This window comes from Peribacillus sp. YIM B13481, assembly GCF_042787985.1.
Taxonomy (GTDB): domain Bacteria; phylum Bacillota; class Bacilli; order Bacillales; family DSM-1321; genus Peribacillus; species Peribacillus simplex_A.
In genome coordinates, this window is sequence record NZ_JBHZPE010000002.1 from 180,712 (window position 1) to 207,037 (window position 26,326).

Genomic DNA, 26,326 nt, shown 5'->3' on the forward strand with positions numbered 1-26,326 from the left:
GTTTATGTAGTTTTAGCTTCTATTTAAAAACGCAAAAAGCCGTTCATTTTCTTTCTCTATTCTACCATGAGTAGAAGCGGAAAGAAAAATGACGGCAACGGCGATTATTTAGTATTTCCCATTAACAAGCTGGCATATGGGGAATCCGACGGCAGAACGATGACCGTTTGATCTCCAATCGTTTTTTTGTAGGAGTCAAGAGTCCGGTATAGTTTATAGAATTCGGGATCTTTGGAAAACGACTTATTATAGATTATCGCTGCTTCCCCTTCTCCTTCAGCCCTGATAACTTCTGCATCAGCTTCTGCAGTCGAGAGCAATTCTTTCACTTTACGATCAGTATCCGCAATGATACGATTTTTCTTCGCATCACCTTTGGATAGGTACTCTTGCGCTTTCGATTCCCGCTCTGAAATCATCCTCTTGAAGACGGATGATTCATTTTCGGCTGGCAGGTCAGTCCGCTTTATCCGGACATCCGTCAGGCTGATGCCATAACTGTCCTTTTGGAGCAGTTCGTTGACTTTTTCTGTTATGCGGTCGTTTAAACTTCCCCTGGATGACTTCTCATCATTAATGATTTCATCATAATTCAGCTGGCCCAGCTCTGAACGAACTGCCGAATAGATGAACTCTTCCATTTTCGTTTCGGCATTCTGTAGCGTCCTTGCATTTGTAATCAATTTCTTCGGATCTTCTATTCTCCATACTGCATAGTTGTCGATCAGCATCCGCTTTTTATCTTTCGTATTGATTTCCGCCTCGGATACATCAGAACTCATCTGATACTTCGGCAAGGTCATGACGCTCTGGATGAATGGCACTTTTACCTTCAAACCCGGGGTTTTATCAATTCTTACCACTTCACCGAATTGACGGACGACTTTATATTCGCCCTCTTTGACGATATATACATTGGTGAAGATGATTAGCAGCAACGCGAATAAAATAATGAGGAAAATGCCAATTTTCACGTAGCCTCTCCAATGAAAATCACCTTTTTTCAACTCAGAGAAATCTATTATTTTTCCACTCATTGTTTAGCGCCCCCTTCCCCCGCCGCTTTTTCTTCCGTTGCATTCCCTTTTTCCGTTTCTCCTTCTGGAGCAGTGGATTCATCAGGTGCAGGCATTTTTTTCGTTTCCTCTTTTTCAAGCGAGCGAAGCGGCAAGTACTTCATTGTGTTTCCATCATCATTCATGATATAAAGCTCCGCATTCGGCAATACTTCTTCAAGGGTCTCAATAACAAGACGGTCCTTCGTAATCCCCTTATTGCCCTTATACTCACTTAGTAATTTTTCAAAGACCGCTACATCCCCACGGGCAGCTTCCGTACGGGCAGCTTTATCCCCATTGGCCTGTGATATGATGGCGTCTTTTTCCCCTTCCGCTTCATTCATCCGTTTATTTTCATATTTATCCGCTTCGTTTATTTTCGTATTGGCCGTTTCCCTGGCATCCGTTACATTGGTAAAAGCCTTCCGGACTTCTTCATTCGGTAACTCCACATCCTGGAGTTTAACCGCAGATATCGAAATTCCGACATCATATTTCTCCATTAGCTGTGACAGCAATCCCCATACATCCGCTTCAATTTGCGCTTTACCGGATGTAAGTGCATCATCTATTTTCGTGCTGCCGATAATGCTCCGTAAGGCAGCTGAAGTCGTATCATATAATATTTTCTCTGGATCATCTGCATTGTATAGATATTTTGGAGGGTCTGTGATTTTCCACTGAACAACTAGGTCGGCTAGCACAATATTTTCATCACCCGTAATCATCTTGGTCTCACTCGGGTAATCCTTCACCTTTCCATCCTCTTCCTTATATCCAAACTTAAGGCTGAATGTTTCTTTCGATAATTTTTCAACCGATTGAATCGGCCAAGGCAGCTTAAAGTGAAGTCCTGGTTCTGTTATCGTCTGCTCCACCTTACCAAACGTCATTATGACAGCTTGATCGGATTCATCAACCGTGTACCAGGTCGATATCGCAACTACACCCAAAATTAAAATTAGAAAGACAAGTCCTATGATCGTATATATCCTTTTTAAGGTAACGATATGTATCACCCCTTCTTTGCCGTTATATCTTATTTACGCAAGAAAGGGCCTAAAGTTTCATGAAAACCAAATATTTTCCTAAGAAAATAGGATAGAGGAATGGTTCCCGGGGAATAAGACAAAATTAAAAGACAGAGACTATGGGTCTCTGTCAATGTTTAACTCCTTGGATGAGGGGTTGTACAAACATTGTACCCCTGCATTATGAAGTCCGTTTTAAGAAATTGTAAAGGACATGTAAATTCACGAAACCCGCTACATCTTTCCTTTTAAGCTTTTATTTAAAGTGACTGTAAAAGTCGTCCCGGTTCCAGGTGTGCTTTCCACGTTGATTTTACCTTTATGGACTTCTATTATATGCTTGACGATTGCCAGTCCAATGCCAGTTCCTCCTGAATCGCGGCTCCTTGCCTTATCGATCCTGTAAAACCGTTCAAAGATTCTCGGCAGTTCTTTTTCTTCGATGCCGATCCCGCTATCTTGAACTGCAATATCAACCGTCTGTTCATTCTCCATGATATTCACGGTGACCCTCCCGCCATTTGGGGTATAGGTCAATGCGTTCGTTATCAAATTAATGAAAACCTGTTTGATCCTATCAGATTCCCCTTCAATGAAAGCAGGTTCCTGTGATGCTTTAATTTCAAGCGATACTTCTTTTTCCTTCAGCTTCCCAATAAGCATCTCTTGTATTTCACCAAGGACTTTCGTAATATCCACGACACCTGCGTTCAAAACGAATTCCTGCTGCTCCATTTTTGATAAATTCAGAAGCTCCTGAATGAGCTCTTGCAGCCGATCACTTTCTTTCAAGATAATCGTTAAAAAGTGCTTTAAGGTCTTTTCGTCTTTTAAAGCCCCATCTAACAATGTTTCTGAAAACCCTTTAATAGAAGTGATCGGGGTTCTCAATTCATGGGACACATTAGCCACGAAATCCTTCCGCATTTGCTCGAGCCTTTTCAATTCGGTGATATCATGGAAAATGAGGAGGATCCCCTTCCATTCATCATGATTCCCGATAATGGGAGCCCCGTAAATCTCAAAATGCTTACGTTCTATTGCAAGCGGTATCCTCACCTGGCGTTTTATCGTTTTTTCCGTCCGAAAGATCTCTTCGATTATGGCAATCACTTCCTGATCTTTAATGACCGAGTAATATTCCTGAAACAAAAAAGTAGCGGAGTTTACATGGAAGCTTTTCTTGAATTCCCGGTTGATTAAGGTGGTATACCCTTTACTGTCTATGAGCAAGACACCACTACCGATATTTTCAACAAGTACTTCCAAACGATCCTGATTCATTTCCCTCGCTATTTCAGTTTCCTGAAGATTCCTCGCCAATATGTTCAAGGAAGTTGTCAGCATTCCGGTTTCATCAGTTTGCCTCCCGAATGTCCGAGTTCCATAATTCCCTTTTGCCAGTTCGATGGCTGCCATCGTCGCCTCCTCGATCGGACGGATATAATATGAAGTGATTTTACTCGCGAGCATGAGAATGATGATCAAGGCAACCCCTAAACAAATGATCAATATTTGCCACATTTGTTTATTCACTTGATCGATGGCCTCTATTTCATTGCTATGGACGACAAAACCTTCAATCTCGCCATCCTTTTCGACCGTCTTCCAATAAAAATGGAGGTCCGACTCCCCTTCAACCACCTCAAACCCTTCCCCATACTTAAGCCCTTTTTCCAAAGTTATTTTGCGAAGGACCTTGGAATGGCTTTTAAGTATTTCATTTGATGATGTCGAATCGTATAATATTTCCCCACTCGTAGAGAGAATCGTTAAGTTCGAATCTAAAAGGGGAGTCAGTTTTGCCGTCTTCCCTTCTTCCAAAAAGGACGCGATCCCCCCATGCTCTTGAATATATGTAGAAATGAAGAATGTTTCGTTCTGTATGCGCTCATTGAAAGTTGTAATATAATAACTTTTGAACAAATGCCCCAATAAAAAGCCCACGGCCATCAGGACGACCATCACCAGCGTGATGAGGGTATATAAGAGCTTTTTACGATAGGTCGTCATTCTTTTTTAGGCTCCTCAAGCTTATACCCCAAGCCCCTTATCGTTTTGATATATAGAGGTTTTTTTGTATCCTTCTCTATTTTTTCACGAAGATGGCTAATATGCACATCGACGATTCGGGAATCTCCCGCGAAATCATAATTCCATACCGCACTGAGCAGTTGGTCCCTAGTCAATACTCGTCCTTTATTCTTCGCCAAGTATAAAAGTAATTCAAATTCTTTTGGAGTTAATTCTAATTGCTGTTCATCAAAGAATGCTTCGTATCGATCCGGGAATACTTTCAATTCCCCTAATTTCAAGAGACCATCTTCCTGATCATTACCTGACTCACTGCCGTTCGATTGAAACTGAGATCTCCTTAATATGGCTTTAATCCGTGCTACTACCTCCCGCGGACTAAATGGTTTGGTTAAATAATCATCCGCTCCAAGTTCAAGTCCCAGAACTTTGTCAAATTCATCGTCCTTAGCAGTCAGCATCAAGATCGGTATATTGATTTTTTGCTGGCGAAGCTGTTTACATACTTCAAGCCCATCCATTTTAGGCAGCATCAAATCCAATACCACTAAATCGGGGCGTATGTCCACAGCAGCCTGTAGTCCTTGTTCTCCATCCAAAGCAGTGATCACCGAATAGCCTGCTTGTTCTAAATTGTACTGAAGTAAGGTAACTATTGATTGTTCATCATCCACTACGAGAATTTTCTTTGACATTAGATCCCCCTGAATTATGTATTACCCCATAGACCAAATTCTCAGTCTACTCATCCAATTCCATTATAAAGAATATTATATGAAATTTACACATAAAAAAACGTATTGAAAGTTATTCCTACCTTAAGCAGGGGCTTATCGCCCCCGGATTTGTTCCAAAGCGGATAAAAAGACTGCCCGGAGATGGAAGATGGCCTCGGCCTTCCCTTCCAATATTCCAGGCAGTCTGATCAAGAGATTGTTTTCACCATCTCTTATTGAAGAACTTGCATTACCGCTTTAACTGATTCAACTGATTTTGAAAGTGCCGCTTTTTCGCCTTCAGTCAATTCAAGCTCGATGATTTGTTCAATGCCGTTTGCACCTAGTACAGTTGGCACACCAAGGTAGATTCCTTCGAATCCGTATTCGCCCTCAAGATAAGCGATGGATGGAAGAACGCGACGTTGGTCTTTAAGGATTGCTTCAGCCATTTCCACAAGGGATGCAGCCGGTGCATAATATGCGCTTCCGTTTCCGAGAAGGTTTACGATTTCTCCGCCACCTGTACGAGTACGAGCCACGATTGCTTCTAAACGATCTTGGGGGATCAATGTCTCCAAAGGAATTCCGCCAGCATAAGAATAACGGACTAGAGGGACCATATCGTCACCGTGTCCGCCAAGCACGAAACCAGTTACATCTTTAACGGATAAGTTTAATTCTTGAGCTACGAAAGTGCGGAAACGAGCTGTATCAAGAACACCCGATTGTCCGATAACGCGTTCTTTAGGGAAACCTGATTCTTTGTAAACAGTGTAAGTCATTGCATCTACAGGGTTAGTCAAAACGATGATTGTTGTATTAGGGGAATATTTAACCACTTCTTTAGTTACTGATTTCATAACTTTTTGGTTAGTTTGAACTAAGTCGTCACGGCTCATGCCGGGCTTACGGGCAATTCCAGCAGTGATGATCACTACGTCGGAATCAGCTGTTTCTGAATAGTTGGATGTACCGATGATGTTAGCGTCGAAACCAAGAACAGGTCCTGCTTCCGCCATATCAAGAGCTTTACCTTTTGTAGGGTTTTCAGCTTGCGGAATATCAACTAAAACGATATCACCAAGTTCTTTTTGAGCTGCTAGGAATGCTGCTGTAGCACCAGTGAAACCGGCACCTACCACTGTGATTTTTTTACGCTTAGACATGTTAATTCCTCCTTAAAATATGTGAATATTTTGGAATACTTTTAACATTTTCATGCACATATATATATAAAGCTCCCTGGAAAAGAAGCCCATTAAGGTACTTTTCCAGAAAGCATTTATAAATTATTTAAGGTTTTTGATAAGCTCATCAGCGAACTCAGAACATTTAACTTCTGTTGCGCCTTCCATTAGGCGGGCAAAATCGTATGTAACGACTTTAGAAGCAATTGTTTGTTCCACTGATTTTGTGATGCTGTCTGCAGCTTCGTTCCATCCAAGGTGTTCAAGTAAAAGAACGCCTGAAAGAAGTACTGAAGATGGGTTAACTTTATCAAGACCAGCATATTTAGGAGCCGTTCCGTGAGTTGCTTCGAAAATGGCATGTCCAGTTTCGTAGTTGATGTTTGCTCCTGGAGCGATACCGATTCCGCCAACTTGTGCAGCTAATGCATCAGAAATGTAATCTCCGTTCAAGTTCATTGTTGCAACAACATCAAACTCTTTAGGACGAGTCAGGATTTGTTGTAAGAAGATATCAGCAATGGAATCTTTAACGATGATTTTGCCTTCAGCTTCAGCAGCAGATTGTGCTTTGTTAGCAGCTTCAGTGCCTTCAGCATCTTTAATTTTGTCATATTGGTTCCATGTGAACACTTTATCGGCGAATTCTTGTTCTGCAACTTCATAACCCCAAGTTTTAAATGCGCCTTCCGTGAATTTCATGATGTTACCTTTATGAACAAGCGTTAATGATTTACGGCCTTCTTTGATCGCATAGTTAAGTGCAGAGCGAACAAGACGTTTTGTTCCTTCTTCAGAAATCGGTTTAATTCCGATACCTGAAGTTTCAGGGAAACGAATGTTTTTAACACCGAATTCATTTTGTAGGAATTCGATTAATTTCTTAGCTTCGTCAGAACCTTTTGCATATTCGATACCAGCATAGATGTCTTCAGTGTTTTCACGGAAGATGACCATGTCAGTGTCTTCCGGACGTTTAACTGGTGAAGGCACACCATCAAAGTAACGTACTGGACGAAGACATACGAATAAGTCCAATACTTGACGCAATGCAACGTTCAATGAGCGGATACCGCCACCGATTGGAGTTGTAAGAGGTCCTTTAATAGCGATTAGATATTCGTTAATGACATCAAGAGTTTCTTGTGGAAGCCATTCGCCTGTTTGGTCAAATGCTTTTTGTCCAGCTAAAACTTCTTTCCATTCGATTTTCTTTTCGCCGTTGTAAGCTTTTTCAACTGCTGCGTCTAAAACGCGAGAAGCTGCTGCCCAGATATCAGGACCGATTCCGTCTCCCTCAATATAAGGAACGATTGGATTGTTTGGTACGTTAAGAGCACCGTTAGTAACTGTGATTTTTTGGCTTTGTGTCATGTCTCTTACCTCCGATTCAAATTCAAAGGTTAGATGGCCCGGCATTAAACGAGGCAGGACCACTAACCCTTTTTACTCACATCTATTAATTTACTACAAAATCGATGAAATAAAAAATAATTTTTGAAAAACTTTTAATTAGCGTTCTTCAATCGGTACATATTTTTGCATACCTGGTCCAACATACTCTGCACGCGGACGGATCAGGCGGTTGTTTGAATATTGCTCAAGGATATGAGCGATCCAGCCTGAAGCACGGCTTACTGCAAAGATTGGTGTAAATAGGTCATGCTCGATACCTAAACTATGGTATACGGAAGCAGAATAGAAATCTACGTTTGGCGGAAGATTTTTTTGACCAGTTACGATTTCATTAATTTTAATGGACATATCATAATATTGCGGTTGTCCAGTAAGTTCAGTAAGTTTTTGGGACATTTCTTTAAGGTGTTTAGCACGTGGATCACCTTTACGGTACACACGGTGGCCAAAGCCCATGATTTTTTCTTTATTGGCTAATTTTTCATTGATATATGGCTCAACGTTATCAACTGAACCAATTTCAGTAAGCATTTTCATGACTTGTTCGTTAGCTCCGCCGTGAAGTGGGCCTTTTAAAGCGCCGATGGCAGAAGTTACGCCAGAATAGATATCGGATAATGTAGCCACACAAACGCGTGCAGTGAATGTGGAAGCGTTCAATTCATGGTCAGCATGAAGGACCAATGCTTTGTTGAATGCCTCTTCTTCAATTGCCGTTGGTTCATTACCACTTAACATATATAAGAAGTTAGCAGCAAAGCTTAAATCTGTACGTGGTGCAACCGCTTCTTTACCTTGACGGATGCGAGCGAAAGTTGTTACCAATGTAGGGATTTTTGCTTGGATGCGGATTGCTTTACGATAGTTAGCGTCTTCATTCATTACATCCGCTTCTTCATCATAAAGACCAAGAAGAGATACAGCTGTGCGAAGAGCTCCCATTGGATGTACTTTATCGATTGGGTATGTTTTGAAATGATTAACCACTTCTGCTGGAATTGCAGCATTTTCAGCAAGTTGTTTAGTTAATTCCTTTAGTTGGCTTTTGTTTGGAAGAGCTCCGTGCCATAAAAGATAGATTACTTCCTCGAATGTTGCATTTACAGCCAAATCGTCGATGTCATAACCTGAATACGTTAATGTGTCATCGATAATGGAGCTTACTGATGAAGTTGTTGCTACCACACCTTCAAGACCTTTTGTTGCTGTCATACTAAATCTCTCCTTTTCCTAGATATTCCCCTATACCCTTGCTCATTGCGTATAAATATAGCGCTTCCAAGGAAATTAGCTATTCTGAATACAACCATCTATTTTTTAGCAGAAGACATACATCTTGTATTGAAGCGTTCACGGAATATGCCCCCAACAATAGTAAAATGTACGATAATCTTTTATACGAAATTCTAAAAATAATGTTTGTAGCTATTCCTAGTGAGCGCTTGCTCAATAACTACATCTTTTTTTAAGGTTCCTCAAAAATATCAATGATATTCTGAATCCCATTTTTAATAAAACAGAGCAGTTACATGATTATTATAAACAATAAACACTTTTTTGGGAATGAAAAGCACTTAAAATGTGAAAAAATTATTATTTCATTAGAAAAATTAGCAACATATTCACCTGCTTTTTTTTATGCAATCCAACACGTTTTTTTTGAAAATTTGTCGCAAAGCAGAAGAAATGAAACATTAGATAGAAAATTCCCATTCCCAATGTTGACGAGCTCTTTTATCCTCCGCCACTTGCTTCATTTAAAAAAATTAAAGATCTGCATGCATAAATAAGCAATTCCTGCCCCGATTAACGGACCGACAGCTACACCTTTGAATAATGCGACAGCAAGAATCGTCCCAAAAACAAGAGCCGCAGTAATATGCGGATCATGTGACAGGAGTGTAATCCCATTTTTCGCTATGAGTGCAACCGCTATTCCGGATGCAAGCGCAATCCAGGCATAAGGGGATTTAATGGCGTCCCCAAGTTCCTTGAAACCAATCGCCCCATTCGCTATTGGGATGAGTACGGAAATCGTGATGATAGTAACGCCCAAGTTGATTCCTTTGGCTTCTAAATATGGAAACACTTTAGCGTCAAGGCCAATCAGTTTCATGCTTAAAAGAAAACCCGCAGCCATGATCAGTGACATATTTTTCCCAAACCAACCGATTGCTGCAAGTAAAATTAAAAATACGACAGGACCGTTGATCATTCTCCCTTCACCTTCTTTCTTCTTTTTTGTTATTTTAACATAACAAACTCCTCTCTTTCTTTAGAGGAGACCGATTTATGGAGCTATGTATTTTAACGGGAAAAAGTTAAGCAGAATGACGAAAGAATCTTTCCTTTCTTTTCCATCATCGTTACAATTATAATACAAACTTTATGATAGAAGGAGGATATGTCTTGAATCCAGTATATATGTATCGTTTCATTCGTTCTTTACTGGTCGTCGGAGGAATAATTTTAGGTGGAATTGCCTTGTTTTATTTATCTAAGTATACATACCCATTCATTATTGCCATGATAATCGCTTTCTTGATGAACCCCCTGGTCACTTTTTTCGAAAAGAAAGGAAGACTGCCAAGGGGATTGGCTGTATTCATTTCCCTTTTGCTCATTTTCCTTTTATTTGCGGGTCTAATCACCTTACTGGTCACCGAGATCATTTCAGGGACCAATTACCTTGCCGGAGTCATACCACAACACATTGAAACGATCGTGGACTTTATAGAAACATACATCACTTCAACCGTCATCCCTTTATATAATCAAATAGCTGCCATGTTCAATAATTTGGATATCGAACAGCAAGACACAGTCCTCAAGAATATCCAAAATATCGGTGAATCCATCACTACCGGAGTAAGCGGCTTCATTCAAGCGTTCTTGAAGAACATTCCCACAATTATCGGATGGTTTCCAACTACGGCAACAGCACTCCTTTTTACCCTACTGGGCACTTTCTTCATCAGTAAAGATTGGGATACCTTTGGCCTTGTGACAGGAAAAGTGTTGCCTGATAAGATTTTTTCGGGTGCCAAGCGTTTATTCAGGGACTTAAAACGAGCTTTATTTGGTTTTATCCGTGCACAATTCACTCTTGTTTCATTGACGACTGTCACGATTTTAATCGGCTTTCTCATCTTAAGGGTGAATTATTCAATTACCATTGCCCTGATATGCGGACTGGTCGATATCATTCCCTATTTAGGGACAGGGACGATTTTCATTCCTTGGATCATCTTTGAATTCATTGCCGGAAATACAAGTCTTGCAATCGGTTTGTCCGTCCTGTACATAATCGTTGTTGTCCAGCGCCAGTTAATAGAGCCAAAAGTTCTTTCTTCCAGTATTGGTTTGGATCCGCTCGCCACTCTCATCGCCTTGTTCATCGGCTTCAAATTGATCGGTTTCCTTGGGCTGATTGCAGGACCTGTCGTACTTGTCATATTCAATACAATTCAGCGTGCCAATGTCTTTAAGGCCATATGGTCTTTCATCATCGGGCAAGATACAAAGAGAACCACATAAAGTAATCCAGCTTATCTTTATATCTTATAGCATTCTCCCATTCCATATAAAAATCCGCCTCGGGTACGAGGCGGATTTTTGGTTTCAAGCCTTTATTTTGACGTCTCGAATTGTTCTGTTTCAGTAGAACCTGCAAGTGCTGTTGTGGATGATGTTCCACCAGAAACGACTTGTGCCACTTCATCAAAATAACCAGTTCCCACTTCACGTTGATGGCGTGTTGCTGTATAGCCGTCGGGTTCACTGGCGAACTCTGCTTGTTGAAGTTCTGAGTATGCAGCCATACCGCGGTCTTTATAACCAAGAGCAAGATTGAACATGCTATGATTCAATGAGTGGAAGCCAGCAAGGGTAACGAATTGGAACTTATAACCCAATTTACCCAATTCAACTTGGTAGCTGGCAATTTCTTCATCACTTAATTTAGCTTTCCAGTTAAATGATGGGGAGCAATTGTAAGCAAGGAGTTTACCCGGGAACTCTGCATGGATCGCTTCGGCAAAGCGGCGAGCATCCGCTAGATTAGGTTCAGAAGTCTCACACCAGATAAGGTCGGCATACGGTGCATAAGCAAGGCCGCGTGCAATTGCTTGATCAAGGCCCGCGTTGGTGCGGTAGAACCCTTCCGGAGTCCTTTCGCCAGTGATGAAAGGTGCATCGACCGGATCGATATCATCGGTGATCAAGTCTGCAGCATCAGCATCCGTACGGGCAATTAAGATAGTCGGTGTCCCCATTACGTCGGCTGCCAATCGGGCGGAAACCAAATTACGTACTGCCGTTTGGGTTGGCAGAAGAACTTTACCGCCTAGGTGACCACATTTTTTCTCTGAAGAAAGCTGGTCTTCAAAGTGAACGCCTGCCGCTCCAGCTTCGATCATGCCTTTCATTAATTCGAAGACGTTAAGGGAACCGCCAAAGCCGGCTTCAGCATCCGCTACGATTGGAGCGAACCAATCGATATCCTCTTTTCCTTCGGCAAAGCTGATTTGGTCTGCACGCTGAAGTGTCTGATTAATGCGTTTAACCACTTGCGGCACGGAGTTGGCTGGATATAAACTTTGGTCAGGGTACATTTGCCCTGCGATGTTAGCATCTGCCGCAACTTGCCAGCCGCTTAGGTAGATTGCTTTTAAACCAGCTTTCACCTGTTGCATTGCTTGGTTACCAGTCAATGCTCCTAATGCATTGATGAAATCCTCTGTATTTAATAGATTCCATAGTTTCTCAGAACCACGGCGTGCCAGTGTTTGTTCAATATCGATGGAACCTCTTAATTTAATAACTTCGTCCGCCGTATAAGGACGTTTAATCCCAGTCCACCGTGAGTCATTTTCCCAGTTTTGTTGTAATTGTTGCGCTCTTTCATTCATCATTATAGTTTCCTCCTAATTTATATTTAATATTTTTAATATTAAGATAATTGTTCATATGCCGGATTGGTTAAGAAATCTGCAAAGTCATCCGCTTCAATCAATTCTTCGAATAGTTTAGTAGACTCTTCAAACTTTCCTGACTTGAAAGCTTCTTCCCCTACTTCCGATTTAATGACCTCCACTTCTTCCTCTTTAATCTGATGGAATAATTCTTCGGTTATTTTCCTGCCATCTTCGAGGATGCCTTTTGGATGCCGGATCCATTGCCAGACTTGTGCTCTTGAAATTTCAGCCGTTGCTGCATCTTCCATTAAGTTATTAATGGGCGCCGCCCCCCTGCCGCTTAACCAAGAGGCAATATATTGGATGCCGACGTTAATGTTCGTCCGTAATCCTGCCTCCGTGATCGTTCCTTCGGGCACAGCCAGCAACTCTTGCGCTGTTACAAGGACATCTTCTCGTTTTCGGAAAATTTGATTCGGCTTTGGAACAAGCAGGTCAAAAACCTCTTTTGCGATGCTTACCATACCTGGATGGGCAACCCATGTTCCATCATGGCCGTCTCTTGCTTCGCGTTCCTTATCTGCCCGGACTTTCGCAAAAGCCTCATCATTCTTAATCGGGTCATTTTTAACTGGAATTTGCGCTGCCATCCCGCCAATTGCCGGAGCATTACGAGTGTGGCATGTTTTGATTGCCAATAAGGAATACGCTCTCATATTCGGAACGGTCATCGTCACCTGCAGCCGGTCAGGAAAGATAACATCATCCGAGTGACGGAACTTTTTCAGGAAACTGAAGATATAGTCCCAGCGGCCGCAGTTCAGGCCTGCAGAATGTTCTTTAAGCTCGTACAGAATTTCATCCATTTCGAATGCGGCAAGTATCGTTTCAATCAAGACCGTTGCCTTAATGGTTCCTTGCGGTATTCTTAGATCGTTCTGTGCATATACGAATATTTCATTCCATAATCTTGCTTCTAGGTGGCTTTCCATTTTTGGTAAGTAGAAGTATGGACCGCTTTGTTTTTCGACCAATGCTTTTGCGTTGTGGTAAAAGTACAGTCCAAAGTCAAAAATGCTGGCTGATATTGGCTGTCCATCCAAAAGGACATGTTTTTCCTCCAAATGCCAGCCGCGTGGCCTTACCTTTAGGACAGCCCTTTTTTCATTCAATTCATACACTTTGCCATTTGGATTTTTAAATGAAATGGTTCCGCGGATTGCATCGCGCAAATTCAATTGACCATCCACGCAATTCTCCCAAGTGGGTGAGTTGGCGTCTTCAAAATCAGCCATGAATACATTGGCACCTGAGTTCATTGCATTAATGATCATCTTACGATCAACTGGTCCAGTTATTTCAACCCTGCGGTCCTGCAAGTCATTCGGGAGTGGCGCAATCGTCCAATCACTTTCACGAATATGCTTCGTTTCTTCAAGGAAATCAGGCAACTTGCCTTGATTCAGCTCTTCCTGTACGCTTTTGCGCCGTTTCAGAAGTTCCCTCCTTCTTTCACTGAAATGCCGTTCAATTCTTTCGATGAATTGAAGAGCCTCCGTTGTAAGTATTTGTTCATATCCTGGCTTAATGTTGCCCGTAATTTGTAAGCCTTTTGCTTCCGTAATCATGTTGCCTCTCCACATCCTTTCCAACTCTTTCATGTTATAATACAGTTGTTTTATTTCCTGTTTGTATTATATAACACACTGTATAAATTTGTCACCATTTTTTTCTAAAAAGTTTCCAAAAAAAGAATTTCTCACATGAAAAAACCTGATTTATCCATGTTTTCGCGGGATAATAGTTAAAAAATTCTGTTATTATACATTGCTTCACTTTCTTCCGAATTCTTCATTTAATGGTGAAACAGGCAAAACGGATTACATTTAATCTCCCTATGTTTTTGTCCAATTTTAGTGAAATGCCATAAAGGCTGCCAATGAAAAAAAACCTTGGTTGCTTTTGAAGACTTCTTTTTTCCAGACCAAAAAGGCTGCCTAAAAGCTTGAGCTTTTAGGCAGCCTTTTATTATTTATGCCGAATGATGGTGACTTTCCCTTTATTCATCCTGTTCATGATAAACCGGATAACAATCGGTTTGAGGAGATTCCGGGTTGGCGGAAATACAAGGAGCAATCCCATGATATCCGAAATGAACCCAGGGGACAGCAACAGTGCAGCTCCAATAAAGATACAGATTCCATCAATGATTTCATTTCCTGGCATCATTCCGTAACGAATCTGTTCCTGTGCCCTTTTCCATGTTTCCATCCCTTGCCGTTTAGCCAAATAGGCTCCGATTAAACCTGTGGCTACAATCAGGAACACAGTTGGCCAAAAACCAATCATATTGCCTGACAGCAATAGGACAATGATTTCAATGACCGGCATCGCAATGATAAACAATAAAAAATATTTCATCTACATTCCTCCTGCACAGCCCATTTCTGGTGCGGTACATCCATCTTACCTCATTGGCACGGAATCAGCCAAAATTTCGTTTTACAAAACGTTGGCATGTCCATCATAAATGACTCCACGGCCTGCATCGACCGTTATTCTTTGCCCATCCGTGAAAACTTTGGTCGCGTTTTCCGCCCCAACGATGACCGGAATGCCCAATGTGACCCCTACAACAGCTGCATGGCTTGTCAAACCGCCTTCTTCCGTTATCAATGCTGCACACTTTTCAATCGCTGGCATCATATCGCGGTCAGAACCAATTGTAACAAGTACAGAGCCTTCCGTCACTTTTTCCAAAGCTTCCTTGGCATTCTTAGCTACAACCACTTCACCTTTCGCAGATTTCCTGCCGATTCCTTGAGCCTTCAAAAGAACCTCCCCTAACACATGAATTTTCATCAAGTTAGTCGTACCTGTTTCACCAACTGGCACACCGGCTGTTATGACGACTAAATCCCCATGGGACACTAAGCCGGAATGCAAGCTTTCATCAATAGCAGTTTGAAGCATCTCATCGGTAGTCGTCGCCTTGGGACCGATCTGTGGGTAGACTCCCCAAGCCAGTGCAAGCCGTCTTGAAACATGATCATTGGAGGTAACGGCAATGATCGGTGCTTTAGGGCGGTATTTAGAAATCATCCTTGCCGTATGGCCACTTTCGGTAGGGGTGATGATTGCTCCGGCATTAAGATTAAGCGCCGTGTGGGCAACGGACTGACCAATTGCATCCGTGACATTATGACGGTTCACTTTGCTTCTGACTGATAATATATCCCGATAATCAAGGGCAGTTTCTGCACGTGAAGCAATGTTATGCATCGTTTGAACAGCCTCGACAGGGTAGGTTCCAGCAGCCGTTTCACCAGAAAGCATGATGGCATCCGTTCCATCAAATATGGCATTGGCTACGTCACTTGCTTCTGCACGGGTCGGCCTTGGGTTACGCTGCATCGAATCGAGCATTTGTGTAGCCGTTATGACCGGTTTCCCGGCATTGTTACATTTTTTGATCATTTGTTTTTGGACTAATGGCACTTCTTCTGCAGGAATTTCCACTCCCAGGTCGCCACGGGCTACCATCAAACCATCTGAAACTTCCAAGATTTCATCAAGCCGGTCTACACCCTCTTGATTTTCAATTTTAGGGATGATTTGAATATGCTCAGCTCCATTCTGCTGCAATAATTCACGCACTTCAAGTACATCGGAAGCCCTGCGTACAAATGAGGCAGCAACAAAGTCGATACCTTGTTCGATTCCAAAAAGGATATCCTGTTCATCTTTCTCCGTTATGCCAGGCAGGTTAACCGAAACACCTGGAACATTCACGCCTTTTTTGTTCTTAAGTGTACCGCTATTCAATATTTTGGTACTGATTTCTTTTCTTACCTCATCTATTTTCAACACTTCAAGACCGATCAATCCATCATCCAAAAGGATTTTAGATCCTGGATGGACATCATGCAGAAGCCCTTCATAGGTAATGGAGAATTTTTCAGGTGTTCCCAGGACTTCATTCATGGAAATAATGACATCATTGCCGGCTACCAGCTCTATGGAGTCATTTTCCATATTATTTGTCCGTATTTCAGGTCCTTTTGTATCCAGCAGGATAGCAACCTGTTTACCCGCTTTTTCACCCGCTTCCCTGATATTGCGGATTCTAGCGGCATGTTCTTCATGATTTCCATGTGAAAAGTTAAGCCGAGCTACATTCATCCCCGCTTCTATTAATTGAACCAGCTTTTCTATACTTTCACTTGCGGGGCCAATCGTACAAACAATCTTGGTTTTTCGCATGTGTCATCCTCCTTTAAGGAAAAATCGCCGCCTGCCCACCTTTTAAATGACAGGGGGCGTAGTGTTATAAGTCTCTTCTTTCAAATACCTGCAATTATTATCATTGATCAATACTGATTTAAATGGATAACTCAGAAGATAAATCATACATTTTCTTGTCAATTGTATGCGGTTTAGCAAGGGCTTCGATGATATCATAATCAACTAGTCGATTTTGTTCTATTCCAACAGCCCTGCCCCCTTTGCCTTCAAGAAGCAATTCAACAGCTTTGGCTCCAAGCCGACTTGCCAATACACGGTCATTTGCCGAAGGAGATCCTCCGCGCTGGACATGGCCGAGAACCGTTACACGGGTTTCAAATCCTGCTTTCGCCTCAATTTTCCTCGAAATATCAACAGCACTTCCAACACCTTCAGCTACAATGATGATACTATGCTTTTTCCCACGGTCATGTCCGCGGTTCAGCTTCCCAATCAGATCTTCCATATCATATTCGCATTCAGGACAAAGGATCGTTTCCGCTCCGCCAGCCAGGCCGGCCCAAAGCGCGATATCGCCGGCATTTCTTCCCATTACTTCAACCACATAAGTCCTTTCATGAGAAGTTGCCGTATCCCGAATCTTATCGATAGCGTCGATTACTGTATTCAGGGCTGTATCGAAACCAATCGTAAAGTCCGTACCCGGTATGTCATTATCAATCGTTCCAGGAACTCCGATACAAGGGAAGCCCCTTTCAGTCAAAGCTTTCGCTCCGCGGTAAGAACCATCGCCACCTATTATGACAATGCCCTCGATGCCAAGTTTATTCAGTTGTTCAATCGCTTTCAGCTGGCCTTCCTCTGTCTTAAATTCCGGACAGCGAGCCGTATGTAACATTGTGCCGCCTCGATGAATGATATCCCCGACCGACCCAAGCTCAAGTTTCCTTATATTCCCATTTATAAGGCCCTGATATCCATAATAAATCCCGAAGACCTCCATTTCATGAAAAATTGCTTTACGGACAACCGCCCGGACTGCCGCATTCATGCCTGGAGAATCTCCTCCACTAGTCAATACACCAATTCTTTTCATAAATGTCACCTCTCTACAGCACTAATCAATTTTAAGCTCATTATATCATTGTACCCTTTTTCAAGCTTCAATAAGCAGTATCTGTTACACTTATGCTCACCTGATGTAATAAGCCTAACCGATTCTCTACAGAAATTGAAGTAAAATGGTGTAAAAGTTTACATACTATACACAAACCATATTCTTTACAGGTTTCGGTAATGAATACATATGCACACCATTAAAGGCTGAAAAAACGTGTTGCCCTTGGCAGCACGTTTTTCCTTTTTGCAAAATGTATTATGAATGCTGTTCAACTTCCTTAGGTTTCCCCTCAGATTGTTTTTCAAATTCATATTCACCGATTTTCTTGAATTTCATGTAACGCTGGTTAATAAGGTCATCACTATTCAATGGCAGAAGTTCATTGAATGAACGTTTCAGGATTTCCTTGATGGCTTCTGCCTGTAAATTTGCATCCCGGTGGGCGCCGCCTCTCACTTCAGGAATGATCTCATCGATGACTCCTAAACGGTTTAAGTCGGGAGCAGTGATTTGCATCGATTCCGCAGCCCTCTTAGCCTGAGAAGCATCCTTCCACAGCAATGCCGCAGCCCCTTCAGGAGAAATTACCGAATATGTTGAATTCTCAAGCATGAAAATTCGGTCTCCAACACCAAGTGCCAATGCACCGCCGCTTCCACCTTCACCAATGACAATGCTGATGACCGGCACCTTAAGCCCTGCCATTTCAAAAAGGTTTTTCGCAATGGCTTCACTTTGTCCGCGCTCTTCAGCAGCTTTGCCCGGGAAAGCTCCCTTCGTATCAATGAAACAAATAATCGGACGATTGAATTTTTCCGCCTGTTTCATCAGACGCAAAGCTTTTCGATAGCCTTCCGGATGGGGCATGCCAAAGTTACGGCGGATGTTTTCCTTCGTATCCTTACCTCTTTGATGTCCAATGACAGTCACGGCAAGTCCATCAAACTCTGCGATTCCAGCCACAATCGCTTCATCATCCCCATAATAACGATCTCCATGAAACTCTATGAAGTCATTGAATAATCTCGGAATGTAATCAAGCGTCGTCGGACGGGCTGGATGACGGGCAATCTGAACGCGATCCCACGGTTTTAAATGGTTATAAATATCCACTTCCAGCTTCTCTAGACGCTTTTCCAACGTTTCGATTTCTACTGTAAGGTCTACGTCAGCATCCTTCGTAATCGCCTTTAGCTCTTTAATCTTATTTCTCAGGTCCGTAACGGGACGCTCGAACTCTAATTCGTAAATCATAACCATTCACCACCCGGGGCATGAATTTTAAGGATCGTCGTCAAAGTTTCTTTCATTTCAGTACGTTTGACAACCGCATCCAATTGGCCGTGCTTCATCAAGAATTCAGATGTTTGGAAGTCTTCTGGAAGCTCTTCATGAATCGTCTGTTCAATGATTCTTCGTCCCGCAAAACCAATAAGTGCTCCAGGTTCGGCTAGATTAATATCACCAAGTGACGCGAAACTTGCCGAAACCCCACCTGTGGTAGGATGGGTCATCATTGATATGATCAGCCCGCCTTCATTGCTGAACATCTTGAGTGCAGCACTCGTCTTTGCCATCTGCATCAAGCTTAAAACACCCTCCTGCATCCGAGCGCCGCCTGATGCCGTAAAAATGATAAACGGAATCTTCAATTCACCTGCACGTTCAATGGCACGGGTGATTTTTTCACCAACAACGGAGCCCATGCTTCCCATCCGGAAATTGGAATCCATGATGGCTGTTGATACTTGGTACCCATTGATGCTCCCTACTCCTGTAACAACGGCCTCATTAATCTTGGCCTTCTTTTTGTCCTTTTCCAATTTATCCAAGTAATCCGGAAATCCAAGTGGGTTAACTGAAATCATTTCTTTATCAAATTCATTAAAACTGCCGGCGTCGAATAAACATTCGATACGCTCATGGGAAGACATCGAATGATGGAACCCGCAATGCAGACAGACTTTATTGTTTTTCACTAATTCTTTTGTATACATGATTTTTTTACAGCCGGGGCATTTTGTCATAATTCCTTCTGGTACATCTTGTTTCTCCCGATCTAAAGGAACCGTTGCATATTTCTTCTTAGACTTCGCAAATAGCTCTTTAAGCAAGCTTAATCCTCCCTTTACCACCAATTATCTATTATTTGATACTTGGTACAAACTATATCAGAAATTAAAGTAGTATCGTGTAAAAAGGTGTCACTCGTCCTTCGACATATTTCTAATTCTAATAAGATACGTTTCGATGGCTTTTTCTTCATCCCGTTCGAGTAAATATGTAAGAAGTGCCAGATAATCTTCTTTTTTCACATTACCCTGTACCATCTCTGATGTTCTAGCATAGCTGTTGACAATGCGCCAAATTCGTTCCATCAATCGATTGCGATTCAATATGGCAATTCTTAAGAAGAAATCATCATCATGAAACTCATCCGTCTTGACCCAGACCATTAATCGTTTGATATCCTCAGCTGTAGCGAAAAAGGCGACAATCCGTAAACAGTCAATTTCAATCAGCCTTTTCGTCTCAGCCAAATCTTCTTGTACTTTTTTATCTTGCAAAAAAAAGGTTCCCAGAAGCTCGACTAGCTTATGCTCCTGGAAATCCCTGATAAACGTTCCTTCACCACGCCTTGTTTCTATTAATCCTAATAGCTCTAAGGCACGCAATGCTTCCCGTACAGAGGAACGACCAACATTAAAACGATCCGATAACTCCCGTTCTGATGGGATTTTATCTCCCGGCAGGAGGCTTTCCGCTTCAATCATGCTACGTAGGCTCTCAACGACATCGAGATAAATTTTGGATGAAGAAGTCCGACCTGCCAAATTAATTATTCCTCACTTTTTCCAATGATCGCTAATTTCCTTGTTTTTTCTTTAATTGCCTCGGGATCCATATTAATTCTAGCCACTCCCGTTTCCATCGCTGCCTTGGCAACAGCAGCCGCAACTGCAGGCGCTACCCTCTCATCAAAAGGAGCAGGGATAACGTAGTCTTCGTTCAACTCATGTTCCTCAATTAAACTGGCAATGGCCTCTACAGCAGCAACCTTCATTTTTTCATTGATATGAGTCGCACGTACATCCAATGCACCACGGAAAATTCCCGGGAATGCAAGGACATTATTGACCTGATTCGGGAAATCCGAACGGCCCGTTCCAACAACCTTGGCACCCGCTGCTTTCGCATCCTCCGGCATGATTTCCGGATTTGGATTAGCCATCGCGAAAATGATCGCATCCTTATTCATTAATGAAACCATTTCTTTGGTTAACGCACCTGCGGCAGAAACGCCTACAAATACATCAGCGTCTTGAATGACCGCTTCCAAAGGTCCTGAAATCTTATTACGATTGGTCACTTTCGCCACTTGTTCTTTTATATCATTCATGCCTGACGAACGGCCCTCATAAATGGCGCCCTTCGTGTCACACATAATAATGTCACGTACTCCGTAGCTATAAAGCAATTTAATGATAGCAATACCCGCAGCCCCGGCTCCATTCGCTACCACTTTAATTTCTGAGATTGATTTATTCACAAGTCGCAAGGCATTTACAAGACCTGCAACAGTTACAATGGCCGTACCGTGCTGATCATCATGAAAAACAGGGATATTCATTTCTTTCTTAAGTCGTTCTTCAATTTCAAAACAATTTGGTGCGGCAATGTCCTCTAAGTTAACTCCTCCGAATGTCGGTTCGAGTAATTTAACTGTCTCTACAATTTTATCCACATCCGTCGTTTTTAAACAGATTGGAAAAGAGTCCACTCCAGCGAAACTTTTAAATAAAACGGCTTTTCCTTCCATAACCGGCAAAGCAGCTTCAGGGCCGATGTTTCCAAGTCCCAACACAGCCGTTCCATCAGAAATAACAGCAACAGTGTTCCCTTTCATTGTATAGTCATAAACGGTTTCTGGCTTATCGTATATTTCTTTACATGGTTCTGCGACACCAGGAGAATAAGCAAGACTTAAATCTTCTGCATTCCTAACCGGTACTTTTGAAACTGTTTCTAATTTCCCTTGATTCATGCGATGCATATGTAAAGCTTCTTCTCTTAATGACATATTTTCACTCCTAAAACATATTGGGTAACCCATATCATATATGCTGAAATCTAGTGGTCAGACCACAGCGGCCTGTTTTCAATATAACATAACTGCTTAAGTTGTAAAACAGTTATTCTCGCTTATAAACCACATTACCTTTTCCGACTAAACCAAATAATGCCTGCATCAGACTATCTGTAGGATTGACCCAATCCCAATAAGATAGCTGTACATAACGGTTTTCCCTCTCGTAAAAAAGCATGACCTTTGTTTCGCCGCTATGCTGCATTAAAATTTTTTTTATTTTTTGCAGTGTGTCCTTCGTTTGCTTGCCAGCCTCAATTTTCAGGAAAACCGTTCCGTTTTGTTCCTCTTTCATCCTTTTCACTTTTTCAAGCGGATATACGTTCCTGGTCAGGAGCTGGGTTTTTCCATCCCGTTCTTCCAATGTCCCCTGCAGCATAACGAGTTGTCCATGATTCAAGTCGGCAGAGTGGTTTTTATATACATTGGGAAAAACGACCGCCTCAATGTCCCCCTCTTCATCACTGACGCTCAAAAAGGCCATAACATCGCCCTTTTTTGTCCTTATGGTTTTAACCGACGTAATATATGCGCCAAGTAAGACTTTTGATTCCTTTTTATTGGTAGCCTCGTCTATGGTCAAACAGCCGAAGTACTGAAATAGTTCCCTGTAGCTGGTCACGGGATGATTCGATAGATAAAGCCCCAATGCGCTTTTCTCCAATGAGAGTTTGTGCTCGATAGGAATGGGCTCGACCCGGTTGTATTTCGGTTTGAGTGAAAACTCGCCATCCGAAAACATATCGAATAGATCATCATCTGGATTTACCAATTCCGTATGGCTGATCGCTATGTCCAAACTCGCCAATAATGTTGCCCGGTCTTCACCGAATTCATCAAAAGCACCTGAATGCACAAGCGCCTCCAACACTTTTCGATTTACGATTTTCCCCGAAACGCGCAAACAGAAATCGAATAAATCAGCGAACGTCTTTTGTCGTCTTGCAGCAAAGATTTCTTTTAAAACCGTACCGCCTATTCCTTTTATGGCTCCAAGACTATAGCGGATCCCTTCCTTTTCCGGTAAAAACGGGTATCCGCTCCGGTTAATCGAAGGGGGCAGAACCGTCATCCCTTTCTTTTTTGCCTCACGGATATATTGGGCAATCTTTTCATCATTCCCCACTACCGATGTCATTAGTGCTGCCATGAAATATTCCGGATGGTGGGTTTTCAAGTACCCCAGCTGATAAGCAATGACACTATAAGCAACCGCATGGCTACGGTTGAATCCGTAATTAGCGAAGCGGACGATCAAGGAATAAATCTCATCTGCCGTTTTTTCGGAATATCCTTGTTTCAAAGAGCCGCTCACAAAATGCTGCCGCTCCTGATCCAGCACATCCTTTTTCTTCTTCGAAACGGCACGACGGAGCAGGTCAGCTTCCCCAAGTGAAAATCCGGCGAGGCGAGAGGCAATTTGCATGATCTGTTCTTGATAAACAATGACTCCGTATGTAGGCTCAAGGATATCCTTCAAATCCTGGTGCAGGTACTCAATGGGAGCCAGTCCATGTTTTCGCTCGATGAACAGCGGTATGTTTTCCATGGGACCTGGACGATAGAGGGCATTGACCGCGACAATATCCTCGAATCGGTTCGGTTTCAGCTTGATCAAAACCTTTCGGATGCCATCCGATTCAAATTGAAACACTCCAGTTGTTTCACCTCTCCCTAAAAGGGCTAACGTCTCGGGGTCATCCATCGGGATATGCGACAGGTCCAGTTTTTTCCCCGTTCCCTTGTGGATGTTCTTTAAAATATTTTCGATGAGCGTTAAATTGCGAAGCCCCAGAAAATCCATTTTAAGAAGTCCCAGTTCTTCAAGAAGGTCCATTGGATATTGAGTAAGATGGATGCCGTCATGCCCTCCCTGAATCGGGATATGCTCGGTCAGTGCCTGGTCGCTAATGACGACGCCTGCCGCATGTGTCGAAGCATGGCGAGGCAGCCCTTCAAGCAATAACGCCGTTTGAAAAAGTTTTTGATTCATCTCACTCTCATTAACGAATTCCCTCAGCCTTTTCGATTCCTTGAAAGCTTCAGGAAGCGTGATGCCCAGACGGCCTGGAATCATTTTCGATACCGCTTCCTGTTCCTTTGAATTCAAGCCGAAAACACGTCCTGTGTCCCTTAAAGCAGCCTTGGCAGCTAATGTTCCGAATGTAATGATTTGTGCTACATGAAGTTCCCCATATTTCTTCGCGACATAGGCAATCACTTCTTCACGGCGGTTATCCGGAAAATCAATATCGATATCCGGCATCGAGACACGTTCAGGATTCAGGAAACGCTCGAACAGCAAGGAATGTTCGATTGGATCGACATCCGTTATCGACAGCACATAAGCGACCATCGATCCGGCGGCCGATCCCCTTCCAGGACCAGTCAGGATTTGGTGATCCTTAGCGAATTTCATGAAATCCCAAACGATTAAAAAGTAATCACTGAAATTCATCTTGGTAATTATATCCAATTCGTATCGAAGGCGCTCTTCATATTGAATGGATGGCTCAGGAAATCTTTTCCGCAACCCTTGGAAACAGACAACTTCGAGCATCTCCTCGGCTGTGACTCCATCTTCAGTGGGGTACTTAGGCAGCAGTGAACGATGAAACGGAATTTCAAGATTGCATTGCGCGGCAATATGTAGTGAATTTTCGAGTGCATCCGGCCTGTCATGGAATAGTTCTGCCATCTGAGCCCTGCTTTTCAAATAAAATTGATTGGATTCAAGAACCGTATGCGTCTCATCCGACAGCTTGTCACCATTTCCAATTGCCAGAAGGACTTCCTGAGCGAGTGCATCGCTTTCGTTCAAAAAATAAACCGGATTCGTCGCAACGATCTTTATCCCTAATTCTCTCGCCAACTGACTTAAAGCTTCGATACCTTTCTCTTCGTCCGCAATCGAAAGTCTCTGTATGGATACAAAAAAGTTATCATGGCCAAAAATTTGCAGAAATCGACCTGCAGCCTGTTTGGCTCCTTCAGTATTTTCTTCTCTTAATAGCGTTTCTATGTTCCCCTCTGCACCCGGTGTTATTGCTATCAAGCCCCCGGAGTAGGCTTTAAGCCAGTTCATTGGAATGCCTGACGGGGATTTCGTTTTTATGGCACTGCTTATTTTTAGCAGGTTTTGATAGCCTTGCAGATTTTTTGCCAATAAAAGAAGGCCATGTGCCGATTCCTGTTCATCGAGGACATCTGCAAGAAGGCCGACAATCGGCTTTATTCCCTGTTTCTTACATTCTTTATAAAAATAGACCGAACCGTACATAACATTTCGATCGGTTAAGGCAAGACTTGTACAGCCATCCGCTTTCGCTTTGGCCACAAGATCAGTGATCTTCACCGTACTTGTCAGCAGGCTGTATCCGCTCTGAATATGGAGATGAGTATACACGTTTTTTCTCCCACCTTTGTAAGGCATGTTTCTTTTCATTATAGTGTTTATTTCAAAAAAAGAAAATATGTTCTCATTACCAATCCAATTTATCACCCTGATTTTCGCCGACTATCATAATACCTCTGCACTTCCCATATAAATAGAATAGAAGAATATCAAGCAAAAAAGGATGATGATATATGAATGAAGCCTTTTTTCCGGCCTTTATCAACAGCTTTTTCATATCGCTTGGCGTATTGCTTGGAGGCTCGTTAATCGGGGGCCTCGCCGCTTTTTTTACTGGACAAGCTCCGATGACGACTGTGTTCCGGCTATCGGACAGCCTGCGTATATGGGCGATTGTCGCTGCCATCGGGGGTACTTTTGATATGGTCTATAATTTCGAACGCGGCATTTTCCACGGAGAAACGAAGGATATAGTCAAGCAGATACTATTGATTCTATCTGCACTTGGGGGAGCACAGACAGGAGCACTGATCATCAACTGGTTCACTCAGGAGCATATATCATCATGAGGATTCCTCCCTATCACCGGGCACCCACCTGGCAGCGTTTTTTTGCCGGGGCCGCACTTGGCGGATTGATCAGCTGGGTGATTTTCTTTTATATGTATGGGGTCCAGCAAGAAACACAGATACGGATCATTCATGACCAAAGAGAAGAAGTCAAGGATTTGAACGAAAAAATCGGGATCTGGGAGCAGGATTATAAAAAATTGAATCAGCAAAACGAAGAGATCTTAACGATTCAAGAGGTCGAAGTGACGATTACGAATGGAAAAACATACAGTCTCGATCAGCTGAGTGTCGCGGAAGCGGAGGATGTGATAGAGGACGACCTTTCCTCCCTTCTCGCCAAAGATGTCGTCAGTGTATATAATGGAAAGATGCTCTTGAAAAAATCAATCGAAAATAAAATCGTGACCATCAATAAAAAGCGTTATGACCTTGAAGTCGTGGAAATCATGTTTTATACGAAAATGAACATTGAAATCAAAGTAAAGAGGAGCTCTTGATAAAACCGCTTTCCGACAAAGTCCTTATT

At 42.5% G+C, this 26,326-nt stretch carries 21 protein-coding genes; 3 read left to right on the top strand and 18 right to left on the bottom strand.

Annotated features, from left to right (window positions below):
* Nucleotides 1–104 precede the first annotated feature (104 nt).
* The 8 genes from hflC to ACFX4X_RS02405 all read right to left on the bottom strand — a co-directional run bounded on the left by hflC (nucleotide 105) and on the right by ACFX4X_RS02405 (nucleotide 9,660).
* Entirely contained in the window at nucleotides 105–1,037 is a 933-nt protein-coding gene (hflC, locus tag ACFX4X_RS02370; RefSeq protein ID WP_377381271.1) for a protease modulator HflC, read from the bottom strand.
* Nucleotides 1,034–2,068, bottom strand: a complete 1,035-nt coding sequence (gene hflK / locus ACFX4X_RS02375) for an FtsH protease activity modulator HflK (RefSeq protein ID WP_377381399.1) — start codon at nucleotides 2,066–2,068, stop codon at nucleotides 1,034–1,036. The genes hflC and hflK overlap by 4 nt, the downstream gene beginning before the upstream one ends.
* A 255-nt stretch (nucleotides 2,069–2,323) precedes the next feature.
* A complete protein-coding gene (gene pnpS, locus ACFX4X_RS02380) occupies nucleotides 2,324–4,102 on the bottom strand; it encodes a two-component system histidine kinase PnpS (RefSeq protein ID WP_377381274.1) in 1,779 nt (592 codons plus the stop codon).
* Entirely contained in the window at nucleotides 4,099–4,818 is a 720-nt protein-coding gene (locus ACFX4X_RS02385) for a response regulator transcription factor (protein ID WP_061464354.1), read from the bottom strand. Before ACFX4X_RS02385 ends, pnpS begins: the two co-directional genes overlap by 4 nt.
* A gap of 254 nt (nucleotides 4,819–5,072) precedes the next feature.
* On the bottom strand, nucleotides 5,073–6,008 hold the full coding sequence (mdh, locus tag ACFX4X_RS02390) for a malate dehydrogenase (protein ID WP_061464355.1): 936 nt from the start codon (nucleotides 6,006–6,008) through the stop codon (nucleotides 5,073–5,075).
* A 123-nt stretch (nucleotides 6,009–6,131) separates the two neighbouring features.
* Entirely contained in the window at nucleotides 6,132–7,448 is a 1,317-nt protein-coding gene (gene icd / locus ACFX4X_RS02395) for an NADP-dependent isocitrate dehydrogenase (protein WP_284470036.1), read from the bottom strand.
* 93 nt (nucleotides 7,449–7,541) lie between these two features.
* Nucleotides 7,542–8,657 (bottom strand): citrate synthase, encoded by a 1,116-nt coding sequence (citZ, locus tag ACFX4X_RS02400; RefSeq protein WP_061464357.1) that lies wholly within the window; start codon nucleotides 8,655–8,657, stop codon nucleotides 7,542–7,544.
* A 541-nt stretch (nucleotides 8,658–9,198) separates the two neighbouring features.
* Nucleotides 9,199–9,660: a DUF441 domain-containing protein gene (locus tag ACFX4X_RS02405; RefSeq protein ID WP_089361733.1), complete on the bottom strand. Its 462-nt coding sequence runs from the start codon at nucleotides 9,658–9,660 to the stop codon at nucleotides 9,199–9,201.
* Between the two features lie 194 nt (nucleotides 9,661–9,854).
* On the opposite strand from ACFX4X_RS02405, the gene ytvI reads away from it, so the two are divergent.
* Nucleotides 9,855–10,982 (top strand): sporulation integral membrane protein YtvI, encoded by a 1,128-nt coding sequence (ytvI, locus tag ACFX4X_RS02410; protein WP_377381279.1) that lies wholly within the window; start codon nucleotides 9,855–9,857, stop codon nucleotides 10,980–10,982.
* A gap of 92 nt (nucleotides 10,983–11,074) precedes the next feature.
* Here the strand turns inward: ytvI and aceA are convergent, their stop codons facing one another.
* The 10 genes from aceA to dnaE form a co-directional block, all read right to left on the bottom strand.
* Entirely contained in the window at nucleotides 11,075–12,358 is a 1,284-nt protein-coding gene (gene aceA / locus ACFX4X_RS02415) for an isocitrate lyase (protein WP_061464360.1), read from the bottom strand.
* A 38-nt stretch (nucleotides 12,359–12,396) separates the two neighbouring features.
* Nucleotides 12,397–13,989: a malate synthase A gene (gene aceB, locus ACFX4X_RS02420; protein ID WP_377381282.1), complete on the bottom strand. Its 1,593-nt coding sequence runs from the start codon at nucleotides 13,987–13,989 to the stop codon at nucleotides 12,397–12,399.
* Between the two features lie 400 nt (nucleotides 13,990–14,389).
* Nucleotides 14,390–14,782, bottom strand: a complete 393-nt coding sequence (locus ACFX4X_RS02425; RefSeq protein ID WP_089361736.1) for an FxsA family protein — start codon at nucleotides 14,780–14,782, stop codon at nucleotides 14,390–14,392.
* Nucleotides 14,783–14,863: 81 nt separating this feature from the next.
* Nucleotides 14,864–16,624, bottom strand: a complete 1,761-nt coding sequence (gene pyk, locus ACFX4X_RS02430) for a pyruvate kinase (protein ID WP_377381286.1) — start codon at nucleotides 16,622–16,624, stop codon at nucleotides 14,864–14,866.
* Nucleotides 16,625–16,742: 118 nt separating this feature from the next.
* Nucleotides 16,743–17,702: a 6-phosphofructokinase gene (gene pfkA / locus ACFX4X_RS02435; RefSeq protein WP_061464364.1), complete on the bottom strand. Its 960-nt coding sequence runs from the start codon at nucleotides 17,700–17,702 to the stop codon at nucleotides 16,743–16,745.
* A 279-nt stretch (nucleotides 17,703–17,981) separates the two neighbouring features.
* Nucleotides 17,982–18,980 carry an acetyl-CoA carboxylase carboxyl transferase subunit alpha gene (gene accA, locus ACFX4X_RS02440; RefSeq protein ID WP_061464365.1) on the bottom strand — a complete coding sequence of 333 codons (999 nt, stop codon included), beginning with the start codon at nucleotides 18,978–18,980 and terminating at the stop codon, nucleotides 17,982–17,984.
* Nucleotides 18,977–19,840: an acetyl-CoA carboxylase, carboxyltransferase subunit beta gene (gene accD / locus ACFX4X_RS02445; protein ID WP_061464366.1), complete on the bottom strand. Its 864-nt coding sequence runs from the start codon at nucleotides 19,838–19,840 to the stop codon at nucleotides 18,977–18,979. The genes accA and accD overlap by 4 nt, the downstream gene beginning before the upstream one ends.
* A gap of 90 nt (nucleotides 19,841–19,930) precedes the next feature.
* Nucleotides 19,931–20,560, bottom strand: a complete 630-nt coding sequence (locus tag ACFX4X_RS02450; RefSeq protein WP_089361739.1) for a FadR/GntR family transcriptional regulator — start codon at nucleotides 20,558–20,560, stop codon at nucleotides 19,931–19,933.
* Nucleotides 20,561–20,565: 5 nt separating this feature from the next.
* Nucleotides 20,566–21,807 carry an NADP-dependent malic enzyme gene (gene ystJ, locus ACFX4X_RS02455; protein ID WP_284470031.1) on the bottom strand — a complete coding sequence of 414 codons (1,242 nt, stop codon included), beginning with the start codon at nucleotides 21,805–21,807 and terminating at the stop codon, nucleotides 20,566–20,568.
* A 112-nt stretch (nucleotides 21,808–21,919) separates the two neighbouring features.
* Nucleotides 21,920–25,279, bottom strand: coding sequence for a DNA polymerase III subunit alpha (gene dnaE, locus ACFX4X_RS02460; protein ID WP_377381292.1), 3,360 nt, complete (start codon nucleotides 25,277–25,279; stop codon nucleotides 21,920–21,922).
* Between the two features lie 182 nt (nucleotides 25,280–25,461).
* Between dnaE and ytrH the strand changes: the two genes are divergently transcribed.
* Nucleotides 25,462–25,797, top strand: coding sequence for a sporulation membrane protein YtrH (gene ytrH / locus ACFX4X_RS02465; protein WP_061464368.1), 336 nt, complete (start codon nucleotides 25,462–25,464; stop codon nucleotides 25,795–25,797).
* Nucleotides 25,794–26,297 (top strand): sporulation membrane protein YtrI, encoded by a 504-nt coding sequence (gene ytrI / locus ACFX4X_RS02470; RefSeq protein WP_089361740.1) that lies wholly within the window; start codon nucleotides 25,794–25,796, stop codon nucleotides 26,295–26,297. Before ytrH ends, ytrI begins: the two co-directional genes overlap by 4 nt.
* The last annotated feature ends 29 nt before the right edge of the window (nucleotides 26,298–26,326 follow it).

Coding starts and splice junctions, on each gene's coding strand:
- ytrH (WP_061464368.1), top strand. CDS start 25,462: ATGAATGAAGCCTTTTTTCCGGCCTTTATCAACAGCTTTTTCATATCG.
- accA (WP_061464365.1), bottom strand. CDS start 18,980: ATGATTTACGAATTAGAGTTCGAGCGTCCCGTTACGGACCTGAGAAAT.
- ACFX4X_RS02425 (WP_089361736.1), bottom strand. CDS start 14,782: ATGAAATATTTTTTATTGTTTATCATTGCGATGCCGGTCATTGAAATC.
- icd (WP_284470036.1), bottom strand. CDS start 7,448: ATGCCGGGCCATCTAACCTTTGAATTTGAATCGGAGGTAAGAGACATG.
- citZ (WP_061464357.1), bottom strand. CDS start 8,657: ATGACAGCAACAAAAGGTCTTGAAGGTGTGGTAGCAACAACTTCATCA.
- ACFX4X_RS02385 (WP_061464354.1), bottom strand. CDS start 4,818: ATGTCAAAGAAAATTCTCGTAGTGGATGATGAACAATCAATAGTTACC.
- aceB (WP_377381282.1), bottom strand. CDS start 13,989: ATGATTACGGAAGCAAAAGGCTTACAAATTACGGGCAACATTAAGCCA.
- ystJ (WP_284470031.1), bottom strand. CDS start 21,807: ATGTCATTAAGAGAAGAAGCTTTACATATGCATCGCATGAATCAAGGG.
- pfkA (WP_061464364.1), bottom strand. CDS start 17,702: ATGAAAAGAATTGGTGTATTGACTAGTGGAGGAGATTCTCCAGGCATG.
- hflC (WP_377381271.1), bottom strand. CDS start 1,037: ATGAGTGGAAAAATAATAGATTTCTCTGAGTTGAAAAAAGGTGATTTT.
- mdh (WP_061464355.1), bottom strand. CDS start 6,008: ATGTCTAAGCGTAAAAAAATCACAGTGGTAGGTGCCGGTTTCACTGGT.
- aceA (WP_061464360.1), bottom strand. CDS start 12,358: ATGATGAATGAAAGAGCGCAACAATTACAACAAAACTGGGAAAATGAC.
- pyk (WP_377381286.1), bottom strand. CDS start 16,624: ATGCGAAAAACCAAGATTGTTTGTACGATTGGCCCCGCAAGTGAAAGT.
- ACFX4X_RS02405 (WP_089361733.1), bottom strand. CDS start 9,660: ATGATCAACGGTCCTGTCGTATTTTTAATTTTACTTGCAGCAATCGGT.
- pnpS (WP_377381274.1), bottom strand. CDS start 4,102: ATGACGACCTATCGTAAAAAGCTCTTATATACCCTCATCACGCTGGTG.
- ytrI (WP_089361740.1), top strand. CDS start 25,794: ATGAGGATTCCTCCCTATCACCGGGCACCCACCTGGCAGCGTTTTTTT.